At 60.7% G+C, this 13,759-nt stretch carries 17 protein-coding genes; 13 read left to right on the top strand and 4 right to left on the bottom strand.

The window, feature by feature from the left end; all coding sequences use genetic code 11:
• The first annotated feature begins 11 nt into the window (after positions 1–11).
• The 13 genes from ruvX to fba all read left to right on the top strand — a co-directional run bounded on the left by ruvX (position 12) and on the right by fba (position 10,608).
• The gene (ruvX, locus tag SynPROS71_RS06405; RefSeq protein WP_186597557.1) at positions 12–491 is read left to right on the top strand and encodes a Holliday junction resolvase RuvX; all 480 of its coding nucleotides are present in this window, start codon (positions 12–14) and stop codon (positions 489–491) included.
• The gene (locus SynPROS71_RS06400; RefSeq protein ID WP_186597555.1) at positions 488–1,030 is read left to right on the top strand and encodes a DUF3727 domain-containing protein; all 543 of its coding nucleotides are present in this window, start codon (positions 488–490) and stop codon (positions 1,028–1,030) included. Before ruvX ends, SynPROS71_RS06400 begins: the two co-directional genes overlap by 4 nt.
• Positions 1,030–1,539, top strand: a complete 510-nt coding sequence (locus SynPROS71_RS06395) for a YqeG family HAD IIIA-type phosphatase (RefSeq protein ID WP_186597553.1) — start codon at positions 1,030–1,032, stop codon at positions 1,537–1,539. The genes SynPROS71_RS06400 and SynPROS71_RS06395 overlap by 1 nt, the downstream gene beginning before the upstream one ends.
• On the top strand, positions 1,536–2,651 hold the full coding sequence (proB, locus tag SynPROS71_RS06390; protein WP_186597551.1) for a glutamate 5-kinase: 1,116 nt from the start codon (positions 1,536–1,538) through the stop codon (positions 2,649–2,651). The genes SynPROS71_RS06395 and proB overlap by 4 nt, the downstream gene beginning before the upstream one ends.
• A gap of 4 nt (positions 2,652–2,655) precedes the next feature.
• A complete protein-coding gene (gene lpxD, locus SynPROS71_RS06385; protein WP_186597549.1) occupies positions 2,656–3,732 on the top strand; it encodes a UDP-3-O-(3-hydroxymyristoyl)glucosamine N-acyltransferase in 1,077 nt (358 codons plus the stop codon).
• 29 nt (positions 3,733–3,761) lie between these two features.
• The gene (gene leuB / locus SynPROS71_RS06380; protein WP_186597547.1) at positions 3,762–4,835 is read left to right on the top strand and encodes a 3-isopropylmalate dehydrogenase; all 1,074 of its coding nucleotides are present in this window, start codon (positions 3,762–3,764) and stop codon (positions 4,833–4,835) included.
• A gap of 75 nt (positions 4,836–4,910) precedes the next feature.
• Entirely contained in the window at positions 4,911–5,813 is a 903-nt protein-coding gene (locus tag SynPROS71_RS06375) for a phosphoribulokinase (RefSeq protein ID WP_186597545.1), read from the top strand.
• 90 nt (positions 5,814–5,903) lie between these two features.
• Positions 5,904–6,197 carry a hypothetical protein gene (locus SynPROS71_RS06370; RefSeq protein WP_255442441.1) on the top strand — a complete coding sequence of 98 codons (294 nt, stop codon included), beginning with the start codon at positions 5,904–5,906 and terminating at the stop codon, positions 6,195–6,197.
• 8 nt (positions 6,198–6,205) lie between these two features.
• Positions 6,206–7,018, top strand: coding sequence for an A24 family peptidase (locus tag SynPROS71_RS06365; protein WP_186597541.1), 813 nt, complete (start codon positions 6,206–6,208; stop codon positions 7,016–7,018).
• Between the two features lie 36 nt (positions 7,019–7,054).
• A complete protein-coding gene (gene accD / locus SynPROS71_RS06360) occupies positions 7,055–7,933 on the top strand; it encodes an acetyl-CoA carboxylase, carboxyltransferase subunit beta (protein WP_186597539.1) in 879 nt (292 codons plus the stop codon).
• Entirely contained in the window at positions 7,933–8,328 is a 396-nt protein-coding gene (locus SynPROS71_RS06355; protein WP_186597538.1) for a hypothetical protein, read from the top strand. The genes accD and SynPROS71_RS06355 overlap by 1 nt, the downstream gene beginning before the upstream one ends.
• 34 nt (positions 8,329–8,362) lie before the next feature.
• Positions 8,363–9,448 (top strand): Gfo/Idh/MocA family protein, encoded by a 1,086-nt coding sequence (locus SynPROS71_RS06350; protein WP_186597536.1) that lies wholly within the window; start codon positions 8,363–8,365, stop codon positions 9,446–9,448.
• 86 nt (positions 9,449–9,534) lie between these two features.
• Positions 9,535–10,608 (top strand): class II fructose-bisphosphate aldolase, encoded by a 1,074-nt coding sequence (gene fba / locus SynPROS71_RS06345; RefSeq protein ID WP_186585531.1) that lies wholly within the window; start codon positions 9,535–9,537, stop codon positions 10,606–10,608.
• Between the two features lie 57 nt (positions 10,609–10,665).
• Here the strand turns inward: fba and SynPROS71_RS06340 are convergent, their stop codons facing one another.
• From SynPROS71_RS06340 to purS, 4 genes are read right to left on the bottom strand one after another with little or no spacing between them, the layout of a single operon-like run.
• A complete protein-coding gene (locus SynPROS71_RS06340; protein ID WP_186597534.1) occupies positions 10,666–11,796 on the bottom strand; it encodes a CARDB domain-containing protein in 1,131 nt (376 codons plus the stop codon).
• Between the two features lie 6 nt (positions 11,797–11,802).
• Positions 11,803–12,780 (bottom strand): LD-carboxypeptidase, encoded by a 978-nt coding sequence (locus SynPROS71_RS06335; protein WP_186597532.1) that lies wholly within the window; start codon positions 12,778–12,780, stop codon positions 11,803–11,805.
• Positions 12,781–12,783: 3 nt separating this feature from the next.
• Positions 12,784–13,437, bottom strand: a complete 654-nt coding sequence (gene purQ / locus SynPROS71_RS06330; protein ID WP_186597530.1) for a phosphoribosylformylglycinamidine synthase subunit PurQ — start codon at positions 13,435–13,437, stop codon at positions 12,784–12,786.
• Positions 13,434–13,688: a phosphoribosylformylglycinamidine synthase subunit PurS gene (gene purS, locus SynPROS71_RS06325; protein ID WP_186585516.1), complete on the bottom strand. Its 255-nt coding sequence runs from the start codon at positions 13,686–13,688 to the stop codon at positions 13,434–13,436. The genes purQ and purS overlap by 4 nt, the downstream gene beginning before the upstream one ends.
• Between the last annotated feature and the right edge of the window lie 71 nt (positions 13,689–13,759).

Here is a 13,759-nt window from a genome sequence, read left to right as displayed (position 1 = left end):
CTCCCCGCTCCATGCTCAGTCTCGACGTCGGCCGGCGCCGCATCGGACTCGCCGGTTGCGATGCTCTGGGCCTGACGGTGTCCCCCCTTCCGGCTTTGCACCGTGGCGCCCATGCGCAGAATCTCCATCACCTACGCACCCTTTGCCATCAGCGCAACGTGCAAGGACTGGTGGTGGGCGTCCCCCTGGATGATCAAGGACAGCTCACAGACCAGGCACACCACTGCCGTCGCTATGGACGACGGGTCGCCCGAGATCTTGACCTTCCTCTCGCCTTTGTGAATGAACACAGCAGCAGCTGGGCTGCGGCTGAACGGCACGGTCTGCAGGGAGATCGCAGCGGTCGCCTCGACAGTGCCGCCGCCGCACTGCTTCTGGAACAGTGGTTAGCCGAGGGCCCGGATGTGGAACCGGTCAACGCGGCGCCCGATGAACGTGGCGGGAATGAGGCTGATGAAGGATCCTGTTCACATCCATCCTCGACCCCATGAGTTCAAGCGGCCCGTCGTCCAGCGGTGAAGTCCCCACCGTCCTTGTCAAAGACAGCGAGGGACGCGACCTGCTCTGTTTCCTGGAGCAGCTCATCCCTCTGGATGGTCAGGACTTTGCCCTGCTCACACCAGTGGACACGCCCGTGTGCCTGTTCAAGCTCCGCGATGGCGAAGATCCCCAGCTGATCGACAGCATTGCGAGCAGCGAGCCGATCCTGTCGGTTGCTGATGTGGTGCTGCAGGAACATGACCTCACCCTGGTGCGTTCGGCCGTCACCCTCACCGTGAACGGTGAACTGGATGAACCCGAACCAGAAGATGCAGACGACGAGGAGGGTGACGACGAGTCCGAGACCTATGAACTCCTGGTGAGTTTTCTCGTTGAGGAGCAGGAATACGGGCTCTACATCCCCCTTGATCCTTTTTTCGTCGTGGCGCGCATGGACGATGGCTGTGCCGTTCTCGTTGAAGGAGAGGACTTCGACAGGATCCAGCCCAGAATCGAGGCTGAACTCGACGAGCGTGATCTACCGGAGTGATGCAGCGTCACTGGTTGCGGCCCGACTGGGACCCTGGTCTCACCCTGGCCCATCTGCCACTGGAACCCTTCCTGGGGCGAGGAATCAAAGTGCTGCTTCTGGATGTGGATCGCACGCTCCTTCCAGGCAAGGACGTGCTGCTGCCACCGGCGATGCGCCGGTGGCTGGATGAAGCCTCCCGACAACTGCATCTGCATCTGGTTAGCAACAACCCCTCCAGGCAACGGGTCAAGGCCGTTGCTGATCAAATCGGCGTTGACTTCACCTGCGCCGCATCCAAGCCCCGCAGGCGGGCCATCAGCCGAATCATCGACCAGTTGCCCACACCGCCCACGCAGATCGCCATGGTTGGCGATCGGGTCTTCACCGACGTCCTGGCAGGAAATCGCCTGGGACTGTTCACGGTTCTGGTCAGGCCCCCGAATGCGGAAGGATTCCCCTGTCAGAACGATCGCGTTCAGCGTCTGGAACGCCGCCTGGCACTCCTGCTTGGGAGCTCCTCCCGATGAAGCTCAGAGTTGTGAAGGTCGGAACCAGCCTGCTCAGGGAGCGTCCGGGTGCCACGACTGCAGATGCAATTGCGCGTCTGGCCAGCAGCTTGGCGGAGAGCATTCACAACGGAGACAGAGTCGTTCTTGTGACCTCTGGAGCCGTCGGACTGGGGTGTCAACGCCTGGGGATGCCCCACCGACCCACAAGCGTCGCCGGCTTGCAGGCCGCAGCAGCCATCGGCCAGGGCCATCTGATGAGCTTGTACGAGAAAGCCCTGTCGCATCGCTCGATTCCTGTGGCACAAGTGCTCCTCACGCGCTCGGATCTGGCTGACCGCCGGAGTTACCACAACGCCTCGGCAACCCTGCACCAATTGCTGCAGTGGGGTGTGCTTCCGGTGGTGAATGAAAACGACACGGTGTCTTCAGCGGAACTGCGCTTCGGCGATAACGACACCCTCTCGGCGCTCGTGGCAGCGGCCGTAGGCGCCGACGAACTGGTCCTACTCACCGACGTGGACCGCCTCTACACCGCTGACCCCCGCAGTGACAGCGCAGCCACACCGATCACCGATGTACTTCATCCCTCTGAAATCGCCGATCTGGAGGAAGGAGCCGGAGATGGCGGCCGCTGGGGGACCGGTGGGATGACCACCAAACTGGCCGCCGCTCGCATTGCCACCGCCAGCGGCATCACCGTGCATCTTGGCGACGGTCGCAACCCCGAAGGACTGCGTCAGATCCTTCAGGGAGGGCGGGGCGGCACAGTCTTCCATCCCCACCCTGAACCCCTGGGCAACCGCAAAAGCTGGCTGGTTCACGCGCTCCAACCCACCGGAAGTCTGTCCATCGACAGCGGTGCCTGCAGGGCCGTGAAGCAGCGTGGTGCATCCCTACTTCTGGTGGGAATCACCGCGGTGGAGGGTCAATTCAACGCGAATCAGGCCGTGCGCGTGCTCGACCCCGATGGCCTGGAGATCGCCCGTGGGCTGACTTCCATGGACAGTGAGCAGCTTGTGTTTCGTCTGAACCAAGCCTCCAGGCCCAGAACCATCGGAGGCTCCCCTGTTGTGATCCACCGTGACGCCATGGTGCTGATCACACCTACGATCCGCCAGCCAGCCTCCTGAACCCATGCGATTCAGCCAATTGATCGCCGTGCTCAAGAACGGCGATGCAGGCGTTCTCTCCCTCTCCGAAGGCCGGGACCCCGAACTGCGCGGTGCTGCCTCACTCGAGCGTGCAACGGCGGATCAACTCAGTTTTCTAGAGAAAGGAAACGCGCTCGTTGGCAGTCTCGAAAGCAGCGACGCTGGCGCAGTGTTGATTCCAGACCAACAGGACCTGCGCGACCTTGCCGAGCAGCATCAGCTGGCCTGGGCCATCTGTCGTGATCCCCGGCTGGCTTTTGCCGAAGCCCTCGAACAACTGCACCCCAACCCATCCCCCCTGGCAGGGATCCACCCCAGTGCGGTGATCGCTGATCGGGTGCAACTTGGAGCCGGTGTGAGCATCGGCCCCCAGGTATGCATCGGCGATGACACCCGAATCGGTCCAAGGACCGTGATTCATCCGGGTGTTGTGATCTACGGGGATGTGGACATCGGCGAGGGCTGCGAGCTGCATGCCAACGCTGTTGTCCATCCCGGCAGCCGGATTGGTGATCGCTGTGTGGTGCATTCCAATGCCGTGGTTGGATCCGAAGGTTTCGGCTTTGTGCCCACCGCCAAGGGTTGGCGCAAGATGCCGCAGACCGGCCTTGTCGTGCTCGAAGAGGGGGTTGAAGTGGGCTGCGGCAGCACCATCGACCGTCCATCCGTCGGCGAAACCCGGATCGGCAGCGGCACAAAAATCGACAATCTCGTCCAGATCGGTCACGGAGTGGTGACGGGCCGCGGCTGTGCCCTGGCCTCTCAGGTGGGAATCGCCGGTGGTGCCCAACTGGGCAACGGAGTCATCCTGGCGGGCCAGGTGGGCGTGGCCAACAGGGCTGTGATTGGCGATCGCGCCATTGCAAGCTCTAAAAGCGGGATCCACGGGGAAGTAGCTGCAGGCGAGGTCGTCAGTGGTTATCCAGCCATTCCCAATCGGCTCTGGCTGCGCTGCTCGGCGGCCTTTGCCAAATTGCCCGACATGGCGAAACAGCTGCGCGAACTGAAGAAGCAAGTCTCTTCAGAAGCCACCGGAGGATCGATCGAAGCCAATCAGTAATCTCAGCACCATTGTTGTCGGTCGACTCCATGACTCAGCATCGCGTCGTCCTGCTTCCAGGAGATGGCATCGGCCCAGAAATCACTGCCGTGACGCGCCAGTTGCTCGACGTGGTGGCCGATCGCCACGGCTTCCAGCTGGATTTTGATGAACAGTTGATCGGAGGGGCTGCGGTCGATGCCACCGGAGAGCCTCTCCCCGGCACAACTCTGGAGGCCTGCCGCTCAGCGGATGCGGTGCTGATGGCTGCGATCGGCAGTCCACGGTTTGACAGCCTTCCCCGGGAGAAACGACCGGAAAGCGGCCTACTGGCGTTGCGGTCTGGACTGAACCTGTTCGCCAATCTCCGTCCAGTGAAGATCGTGCCCGCACTGATCGAAGCCAGCAGCCTGAAGCCCGAAGTGATCGACGGTGTGGATCTGATGGTGGTGCGGGAGCTCACCGGAGGCATCTACTTCGGCCAACCCAAGGGAAGAGTCGAAGCCGACGGCGAAGAACGCGGCTTCAACACCATGACCTATTCGGCCTCAGAGGTGGATCGCATTGCCAGGGTGGCCTTTGAACTAGCCAGGGAGCGAGGGGGCCGGCTGTGCTCTGTGGACAAGGCCAATGTGTTGGATGTGAGCCAGTTGTGGCGCGATCGTGTTGACGCCATGGCCCCCTCCTACGGGGATGTGGAGGTCAGTCATCTCTATGTCGACAACGCAGCCATGCAACTGGTGCGAGCACCTCGGCAGTTTGATGTGTTGCTCACCGGCAACCTGTTTGGCGACATCCTCAGTGATGAGGCCGCCATGCTCACCGGCTCCATCGGCATGCTCCCTTCCGCATCCCTGGGTAGCGATGGCCCAGGACTCTTTGAGCCGGTCCATGGATCCGCTCCGGATATCGCCGGAGAAGACAAGGCCAATCCCATGGCCATGGTGCTGTCTGCAGCCATGATGCTCCGGATTGGCCTCAAGCAGAAAGCCGCCGCTGACGCCCTTGAACAAGCCGTCGACCGCGTCCTTGCCGCTGGTTTCCGCACCGGTGATCTGATGGCCGAAGGATGCACACCTCTGGGATGCAAGGCCATGGGTGAGGAGCTTCTCAAGGCTCTTTAGACAAGTCGCGCCAACGAAAATTCGGATTTGGCCCTTCGACCTGCCAAACTCGTCGGGCCAGATCTGCCTCCGTCGATGTCGAAGCGTCACCCCGTCGTGGCTGTCACGGGTTCCTCCGGTGCAGGAACCAGCACCGTGAAGCGTGCCTTCGAGCACATCTTCGCCCGTGAAAGCATCACTCCGGCTGTCGTTGAGGGTGACAGCTACCACCGCTTCGAGCGGATGGAGATGAAAAAGGCCATGGCAGAGGCCCTCGCCAAAGGGGAAAATTTCTCCCATTTCGGTCCTGAGGCCAACCTCTTCGACAAGCTCGAGGAACTCTTCCGCGTTTACGGCGAAACCGGCGGTGGACAGAAGCGTTACTACCTGCACAGCCCCGAAGAAGCAGCGGAACACAACGCTCGTCTCGGCGTTGAGCTCAATCCAGGCCAGTTCACCCCCTGGGAGGACATCCCCGGTGGCACCGACCTCCTCTTCTACGAAGGTCTCCACGGCGGAGTTCAGGGCGATGACTACGACGTGGCAGCCCTCGCCGACCTGCTGGTGGGTGTGGTGCCCATCACCAACCTGGAGTGGATTCAGAAAATCCACCGAGACAATGCCGAGCGGGGCTATTCCGCCGAAGCCATTGTGGACACCATCCTGCGCAGGATGCCGGATTACATCAATCACATCTGCCCGCAGTTCAGCCGCACGGATATCAACTTCCAGCGGGTGCCCACAGTGGACACCTCAAACCCTTTCATCTGCAGAAACATTCCCACCCCAGATGAGAGCTTCGTGATCATCCACTTCCGCAAAGGAGCTCGTGAAAAGTGGGGGATTGACTTCTCCTACCTTCTGAGCATGATTCACGATTCATTCATGTCGAGCCCCACCAGCATCGTGGTGAATGGCGGCAAAATGGGTTTTGCCATGGAGCTCATCCTCACACCAATCATTCACAGGATGATTGAGGAAAAGAAAAAGCTGGGCTGATTTCAGTCTTTTCCAGTCAAGCTAAATCGATCTATCGTGGGTTCATCTGAACAGTCAGGTGAACCCATTTCTTCGTTTTCACCATCCTTTGTGATTGAAGGTGCTGGCGGTAGTAACGCCGGACTGACACCACGCTGGGATCGAGTGGACAGTCGGCGCTTGATCGCCGTCGCACGAAGGGTTTATTTCAATCACCTGACCACGAACGGTTACACCCTCGATCCATGTGGTGTGGTGGTGAATGGTCAGCACGATGACGGTCGCGTGGTGTTTGAGATGCCGACCCTCCTGCCCGAGGAGCAGTTCATCAGCGCTGAGCTGATTGGCCTCAAACTCAAGCGCCCGAGAGTCCCCCGAGATCGACAGAAGGGGGGCTCGTTCTAGTGGCACTCATGGTGATCTCCCTGGCCCTCTTCGGTGCCTGCATCGGCAGTTTCACCAACGTTGTGGTGTGGCGACTTCCAAGGCAGGAATCTCCGATTTGGCCAGGAAGTCACTGCCCGAGCTGCGGTCATCCCGTGCGCTGGCATGACAACGTTCCAGTGCTTGGGTGGTTGCTTCTGCGCGGCCGATGTCGGGACTGCGCAGCAGCGATCTCGGTCCGTTACCCAATCGTGGAGGCCTTCAGTGGCTGCCTGTGGCTCAGCGCCCTGATACCGGCCCAACGCAGCAGCGATAGCAGCGTGGTGCTGATCACTCTGCTGATGGGGCTTGCACTTGTAAGCCTCCTACTGCCGCTGGTTCTGATCGATCTCGACCACCTGTGGTTGCCGGAACCGATCTGCCGAGCAGGGGTCATCTGCGGCGTCTTCGCCACAGCTTTTCTGGCCTGGGGGGGCGGCAGTGATCACCCAGAGGCGATTCTCCTCAATCATCTGATCGCCAGCGCGACCGGACTTCTGGTGATGGAGGGCCTGAGCGCCCTTGCCGAACGAATCCTGGGCCAACCTGCCCTTGGTCTTGGCGACGCCAAACTGGCTGCAATGGCAGGGGCATGGCTCGGCTTGGGCGGCCTCGGGGTCGCCATGGCTCTGGCGGTGTTCTCCGGTGCCGCGGTTGGAACAGCGGGCCGATGGACGGGTCGTCTTGGGCCCAGGCAACCCTTCCCCTTCGGTCCTTTCATCGCCTTCGGGATTTGGATGACATGGCTGATGGGAGCGCCGTGGTGGTGGCAACGCTGGCTTGCCCTGATGGGAGGAGCCTGATGTGTCGTCTTAAATGGTTCCAGTAGAAGGCATTGCGTGTCGCTATTCGACTGGTTCGCCGATCGCCGCAAAGAACAGTCCGTCGTGAAGGTTGCCCAGGAGCCCGAGGAAGGCGACGGCCTCTGGAGCAAATGTCCTGAATGCGGCCAGGTGGTGTACCGCAAAGATCTGCTTGCCAATGCCAGTGTTTGCAGCAATTGCGGCCATCACCACCGGATTAACAGCGCTGAACGCATCGCTTTGATCGTCGATGAAGGCAGCTTTGAAGCGATTGACGAGGGGTTGGCCCCAACCGATCCACTTGGTTTTAAAGACCGTCGCGCCTACGCCGACCGGCTGCGTGAAACCCAAGCCGGCACGGGCCTCCGCGATGGAGTGATCACAGGCTTGTGCCGAGTGGACGACATCCCCATGGCCCTGGCGGTGATGGATTTCCGCTTCATGGGCGGATCAATGGGATCAGTTGTGGGAGAGAAGCTGACCCGCCTGGTCGAACAAGCCACTGCCAAGCGCCTGCCGCTGCTCATCGTCTGCGCGTCAGGGGGAGCGCGGATGCAGGAGGGCATGCTCAGCCTGATGCAGATGGCCAAGATCTCCGGTGCCCTGGAACGGCATCGTGAAGCAGGCGTGCTTTACATGCCCCTGCTCACTCACCCCACCACCGGAGGCGTGACCGCCAGTTTCGCCATGCTCGGTGATCTGATCCTGGCGGAACCGAAGGCTCTGATTGGCTTCGCCGGCCGACGGGTGATCGAACAGACCCTGCGGGAAAAATTGCCCGAAAACTTCCAAACGGCGGAGTACCTCCAGGACCACGGATTCGTGGACACAATCGTTCCTCGCACCCAGCTGAAGTCCACGCTCGCCACGCTGATGAAACTGCATGGCTGCCGACAGGGGAGTGCGGCAGTTTGATGAGGCTGACTCCGCGTTTCAAATTCGCCCGGTGGATCAGCCTGGTGGTGGTTTCACTCCTGCTTCTCCTGCTTGCGGGTCCCGTCCTGGCAGGTCCTGTTGATTGGCGAGAGGTTCCATCCAGTTCGGAAGGCCAACAGTGGTGGGACGCTGGCAGTGTTCGACGCAGCAAGGACGGCACCGTTTCCGTTCTGAGCCGTTACAGCCTGAGAACGGAGGATGAATCACCGGCCTTAGGAACCTTGGTCGTGATGGACATCGATTGCGACCAACGCCTGTATCGGGATACGCAGAAAAATGGTCTTCCCCGCTTCAGGGCCTCCTGGGAAGCTCCGGCTGACGACGATCTGATCTCCGAGGTGATCGATGCTGTCTGCAGCTCCGGATTGGCCTGATCCCTCTTTGCTGTCTTTCCCCCACTGATGCCCCATGGCTTTGAGATCCAACCGAGATCCAATTGGTGTCGCCGTTGCCGGTCTTGGTTTCGGGGCGTCCGTTCACCTTCCTGCACTGGAAGCGAACCCTGATCTCAAGGCCGTGGCGTTGTGGCATCCCCGCAAAGAGCGCCTGGATCAAGTGGGTGGAGACATGGGCCTGAAGGGATATGACGCCTTCGAGGCCCTGCTTGAGGATCCCGAGGTGGAAGCGGTGATCATCGCCACACCGCCGGGGCCGCGCTACGAACTCGCTCGACAAGCCTTGGCCGCCGGGAAGCATCTTTTGCTTGAAAAACCGGTTGCCCTGAATGCTGATCAGGTGGCTGAGCTGCAGCGGACAGCCTCGAGCGCAGGTCTCAGCGTGGCTGTGGATTTTGAATATCGGGCAGTGCCGCTCTTTCAGCAGGCAGAAAAGCTTCTGAGCAGCGGCGCAATCGGCACCCCCTGGCTGGCAAAGCTCGATTGGCTGATGAGCAGTCGGGCCAATCCTCAGCGCCCTTGGAACTGGTATGCCCAAGCAGACGAAGGAGGCGGTGTGCTGGGGGCCCTTGGTACCCATGCCTTCGACATGCTGGCCTGGCTGATCGGCCCGGTGCAGACCCTGCAATCGATCACGCAAACCGCCATCGCGAACAGACCAGATGCCAGCGGCGAAGTTCGGGCCGTCACAGCAGAAGACATCGCCCTGATCAACACAACGCTCACGACCCATCAGGGAGCACCACTGGCCGCACAGGTGGCTCTGGCATCGGTGGCGCGCAATGGCAGGGGTTGCTGGCTGGAGATCTACGGATCGGAGGGAAGTTTGAAGCTGGGTAGTGAAAACCAAAAGGACTACGTGCACGGGTTCTCCCTCACCCTTCAACGGGACGGCGAACCCCCTCGCAGCATTCAGGCGGATGAGGAGTTCCGCTTTGCGAAAACCTGGAGTGACGGCCGCGTTGCCCCTGTCGCTCGGCTGCAAGGTTGGTGGGCGGAGAGCATGCGCAGCGGCCGGCCGATGGTGCCAGGTCTGTTGGAAGGGCTTGCCAGTCAGAAGGCATGCGACCGCTGCCTTGAGATGGCCTTGGGACAGTGATCGAGGGGAGACAAGAATCCAGGGGTTAGATCCGGTAGATTCGCCCCCATTCGTCTCCAAGACGTTCTACCTCGAGGTTCTTTCCCATGGCGCTCGTTCCGCTTCGGCTTCTGCTCGACCACGCCGCCGAAAACGGCTACGGCATTCCTGCGTTCAACGTGAACAACCTGGAACAGGTGCAGGCGATCATGGAAGCGGCTGATGAGACCGACAGCCCCGTGATCCTGCAGGCCTCCCGCGGCGCCCGCAGCTACGCCGGTGAAATCTTCCTTCGTCACCTGATCCTGGCCGCCACCGAGACCTATCCCCACATCCCCGTGGTGATGCACCAGGACCACGGCAACGCTCCCGATACCTGCTACTCCGCTGCCATCAACGGTTTCACCTCCGTGATGATGGATGGCTCCCTGGAGGCCGACGCCAAGACTCCCGCCAGCTACGAGTACAACGTGGCCGTCACCAAGCAAGTGGTGGATTTTGCCCACTCCGTGGGTGTGAGCGTTGAAGGTGAGCTGGGCTGCCTGGGTTCCCTGGAAACCGGCAAGGGTGAGGCTGAGGACGGCCACGGTTTCGAGGGTGAGCTGTCCAAGGACATGCTGCTCACCGATCCTGCTGAAGCAGCTGACTTCGTTGCCAAGACCAAGTGTGACGCCCTGGCCATCGCCATCGGCACCAGCCACGGCGCTTACAAGTTCACCCGCAAGCCCACCGGTGAAGTGCTGGCCATCAGCCGCATCGCTGAAATCCACAAGGCCATCCCCAACACCCACCTGGTGATGCACGGCTCTTCCTCCGTTCCCCAGGAATGGTTGGAGATGATCAACAAGCACGGTGGTTCCATCCCCGAGACCTACGGCGTTCCCGTCGAGGAGATCCAGGAAGGCATCCGCAACGGTGTGCGCAAGGTGAACATCGACACCGACAACCGCCTCGCCTTCACCGCTGCTGTTCGCGAAGCAGCCATGGCTGATCCCGCCAACTTCGATCCCCGCCACTTCAACAAGCCGGCTCGCAAGTACATGAAGCAGGTGTGCCTCGACCGCTACCAGCAGTTCTGGGCCGCCGGCAACGCCAGCAAGATCAAGCAGGCCAGCATCACCCACTACGCCGGCCTTTATGCCAAAGGCGCTCTCGATCCCAAGGCTGCCGTCGCTGCCTGATCATCGCGATCGAGTCATCCTGCAAAAGGAGGCCATTCGGCCTCCTTTTTTTTGTGCCTACGCAATCACCACATCCAGGTCCATCCGATTGTTCGTCCTGCGACCTTCCACTTCGATCACTAGCTGTTCGGGATCAGCAATCACGGAGATTCTGTGGTCGCCCTTTGACAGAGACAAGGGCATGGTGAAGTCTTCACTTTCACCGGCTTTGAGCCATGGAATGCGCACGTAGCGGTGGTTGCTGTAGCGGTCATCGATCACGACAGCGACGCCCACATCACTGACGTCCATGCTGCCGATATTGCTGACACGGAAGTGCAGTGCACCTGCTCGATAGACAAGGCTCTCGATCGCCAGGTCACTGGCCAGTGCCTTGATGCTGCGCAGCGGATAAATCCATAGGCTCTCAAGCCGTGCCAGGCGGGTTGAAGGATGTTCATGGTGGAGATGGCCGCCATAGGCCAGGTCGGTGCTGCAGCCATGCAGATGCAGATGGGCGCCTTCCTGTGGAACGGTCACCCGTCCGAGTTCGGGCTCCGTATCGAAGAACCCGCAGCAATCCCATTGCATGGAGCGGCCGAGATAGCGGATCGGATCGTCCGTGTTGCCCGGGTCCGGGGGCAGTGGAGCGAGCCGGTAATGCTGGAGCATGTCGTAGATGCTGAGGCCCGCAGCAGTGGTTCCAGCCTCACTCGTGGCGATTCCAAGATTTCTGCGCTGCTGTCCCATGCAGAGCTTGGAGGCCACGGTGATCACCAGTTCATGCCAGTGCGCGATCAGACGCACGCCGTAGATCGGTGCCGCCTCCAGGGTGCCAAGACGCTGCCCCTGGGCGATGGCATCCTCCACAAGGCCTTGCAGTGGCCGTCCCTCCAGGTCTCCGAGGGTCTCGAGATCGGCTGGTCGACGCAGAGCCCTGGCATCCCTGGTGAAGCACACATAGGGGAAATGACCGCTGCCATCGCCAGGGGTGAGTCTGACGATGCTTCCGTCGTGGGCGACACATCGCCAGATCACGGACTTCTGGTCGCCATTGCGAAGGAAAGTTAGTTCTCCGTTATCGACACTCGTGGTTGTGCCCAGACCCAACACATCACCTTCGAGCGGAATCCTCTCCAGCGGCAGATGTTCGCGCACATCGCCAAGGATCAGATCACTGACAGTGTTCGCAATGGTGAGGTCAGCCATGGTGAGTCAGCGAAGAAGTTGAAGGGTGCCATCGTTCCCATTCAGTTGTGCCTTCACGCCTAGAGGCAGGGATTGATTGGGTAATCCATGGCCCAAGGGCAGATCGAGCAGCAGAGGAATCCCGAGATCACCAAGGCGTTCCTCGAGAATCTCAGCCATCGAAAAATCACCGGGAAGAATGTCGTCCTCCTTCCAGCTGAAACGACCGCAAGCCACACCCGCCACGTTGTTCAAGAGCCCCGCACTGCGCCACTGCGTCAGCATGCGATCCACGCGGTAAGGAGCCTCACCCACATCTTCAAGCACCAAAACAGATCCCTGAAGGGACGGAAACCATGGGGTGCCGATCAGATGCGTCGCCACCGTGAGATTGGTCACCACCAGGGGGCCCTGGGCTGAACCAGCACGCAGCGGGCGTCCCTGCAACGGCGCTGTCGGCTCACCTTTCAGAAGTGAAACTGTGCGTTGCCACTGCTGCTCCGGCCCACCTGTGGAGCCATGAATGGCGCCCAGAAGTCCGGCGTTCCACTGGGCCAGGAGCAGGGCGCTGCTGTCGGAAAAACCAAGCGCCCAGAAGGATCGTTTCGGGAACTGAACACCCGCTTCAAGCACCCTGGCCGCGCCCCAGCCACCACCCACGTACACCACCCCATCAAGAGTGGGATCATTCCAAGCCTCCTCGATAACCCGGCGCCGTTGAGCATCGGTTCCCGAAAACCACTGCCATTGACCACGCACATCGTCAGGGATTTCCAAGACCCACCCCTGGGCCTCACAGCGTTGAACGAGAGGATTGAAATCCGTGTCTGGATCAATCCAGGTTCCTGGATTAAGAGCACGCAGCCGCGAGCCTTTCGCTAGCGGTCGTAGGGGTGGAAGCCGTCGGGGCGTTTGGCGTGCCCTCACGCCGCCAGGCCAGAGAGAGGTCAACGCCCCGGAACCGACTGCTAACGAAGCCAACTCCAGCAGCGATCGACGGCGCATGACTTAGGAGAGCAGAGCCTCCAGGATCGCGCGACCGGCTGTACTTCCGGTTACTGGATCGCACGCGCGCTCCGGGTGTGGCATCAGACCCAGCACGTTGCCCTGTGCATTGGTGATGCCAGCGATATCGGCGACAGAACCATTGGGGTTCCTGCAATAACGCAGGGCAATGGCGTCATCGTCCTGCAGCTTCTTGAGCGTGTCATCACTGCACTGAAAACGGCCCTCGCCGTGAGCGATCGGCAAGGAGAACTGGTCATCGCGCGCGCAAGTCGCCAGCCAGGGGGTGCGATCACTCACCACCGCAAGGGGAGTGGACTCGCAGATGAAATGAAGATGACGATTCCGCGTGAGGGCCCCAGGCAGCAAGCCGAGTTCCGTCAGTACCTGAAATCCGTTGCAGATTCCCAGAACGCGGCCCCCCTCTGACGCGAAACGTTTCAAGGACTCGAGCACTGGTGCAAAACGGGCAATGGCGCCGCAGCGCAAGTAATCGCCATAGCTGAATCCGCCTGGCAACACGACGGCCTCCAACCCACCAAGATCACGATCTTCGTGCCAGAGATACCGGGTCTGGTGACCAAGACATCCTTCTGTGGCCCAGCGGACATCGCGGTCACAGTTTGATCCTGGGAAAACGACAACCCCGATGGTCATGACTGTGAGAGCTCCAGAGTCCAGTTCTCGATCACAGGGTTGGCCAGTAGTCGATCACTGAGCAGTTCAACCCTGCGCCGCGCTTCTGCCTCATCAGGTGCTTCCAATTCAAGTTCCACTGCTTTACCGATGCGGAGATGGGCAATCCCATCCACACCAAGACGCTGGGCAGCGGCGCTCGTCGCTTCCCCTGCGGGATCGAGGACCGATGGGCGCAGTTGCACCAGAACGCGGGCTTGAAAACGCGGCACGAGCTCTGAACGGGGATTGTTAAATCTTGACAGGCCAGGGGTCCGCAAAGGGGCGATCGACTGCACGTTGA

Origin of the sequence: Synechococcus sp. PROS-7-1, from assembly GCF_014279795.1 — a bacterium.
GTDB lineage: Bacteria > Cyanobacteriota > Cyanobacteriia > PCC-6307 > Cyanobiaceae > Synechococcus_C.
Note: the sequence above shows the minus strand (reverse complement) of the source record. Positions and strands in the feature narration are given on the sequence as shown.

Excerpts from the sequence above, each read along its gene's own strand:
- ruvX (WP_186597557.1), top strand. The coding sequence starts at position 12 with ATGCTCAGTCTCGACGTCGGCCGGCGCCGCATCGGACTCGCCGGTTGC.
- SynPROS71_RS06400 (WP_186597555.1), top strand. The coding sequence starts at position 488 with ATGAGTTCAAGCGGCCCGTCGTCCAGCGGTGAAGTCCCCACCGTCCTT.
- SynPROS71_RS06395 (WP_186597553.1), top strand. The coding sequence starts at position 1,030 with ATGCAGCGTCACTGGTTGCGGCCCGACTGGGACCCTGGTCTCACCCTG.
- proB (WP_186597551.1), top strand. The coding sequence starts at position 1,536 with ATGAAGCTCAGAGTTGTGAAGGTCGGAACCAGCCTGCTCAGGGAGCGT.
- lpxD (WP_186597549.1), top strand. The coding sequence starts at position 2,656 with ATGCGATTCAGCCAATTGATCGCCGTGCTCAAGAACGGCGATGCAGGC.
- leuB (WP_186597547.1), top strand. The coding sequence starts at position 3,762 with ATGACTCAGCATCGCGTCGTCCTGCTTCCAGGAGATGGCATCGGCCCA.
- SynPROS71_RS06375 (WP_186597545.1), top strand. The coding sequence starts at position 4,911 with ATGTCGAAGCGTCACCCCGTCGTGGCTGTCACGGGTTCCTCCGGTGCA.
- SynPROS71_RS06365 (WP_186597541.1), top strand. The coding sequence starts at position 6,206 with ATGGTGATCTCCCTGGCCCTCTTCGGTGCCTGCATCGGCAGTTTCACC.
- SynPROS71_RS06355 (WP_186597538.1), top strand. The coding sequence starts at position 7,933 with ATGAGGCTGACTCCGCGTTTCAAATTCGCCCGGTGGATCAGCCTGGTG.
- SynPROS71_RS06350 (WP_186597536.1), top strand. The coding sequence starts at position 8,363 with ATGGCTTTGAGATCCAACCGAGATCCAATTGGTGTCGCCGTTGCCGGT.
- fba (WP_186585531.1), top strand. The coding sequence starts at position 9,535 with ATGGCGCTCGTTCCGCTTCGGCTTCTGCTCGACCACGCCGCCGAAAAC.
- SynPROS71_RS06340 (WP_186597534.1), bottom strand. The coding sequence starts at position 11,796 with ATGGCTGACCTCACCATTGCGAACACTGTCAGTGATCTGATCCTTGGC.
- SynPROS71_RS06335 (WP_186597532.1), bottom strand. The coding sequence starts at position 12,780 with ATGCGCCGTCGATCGCTGCTGGAGTTGGCTTCGTTAGCAGTCGGTTCC.
- purQ (WP_186597530.1), bottom strand. The coding sequence starts at position 13,437 with ATGACCATCGGGGTTGTCGTTTTCCCAGGATCAAACTGTGACCGCGAT.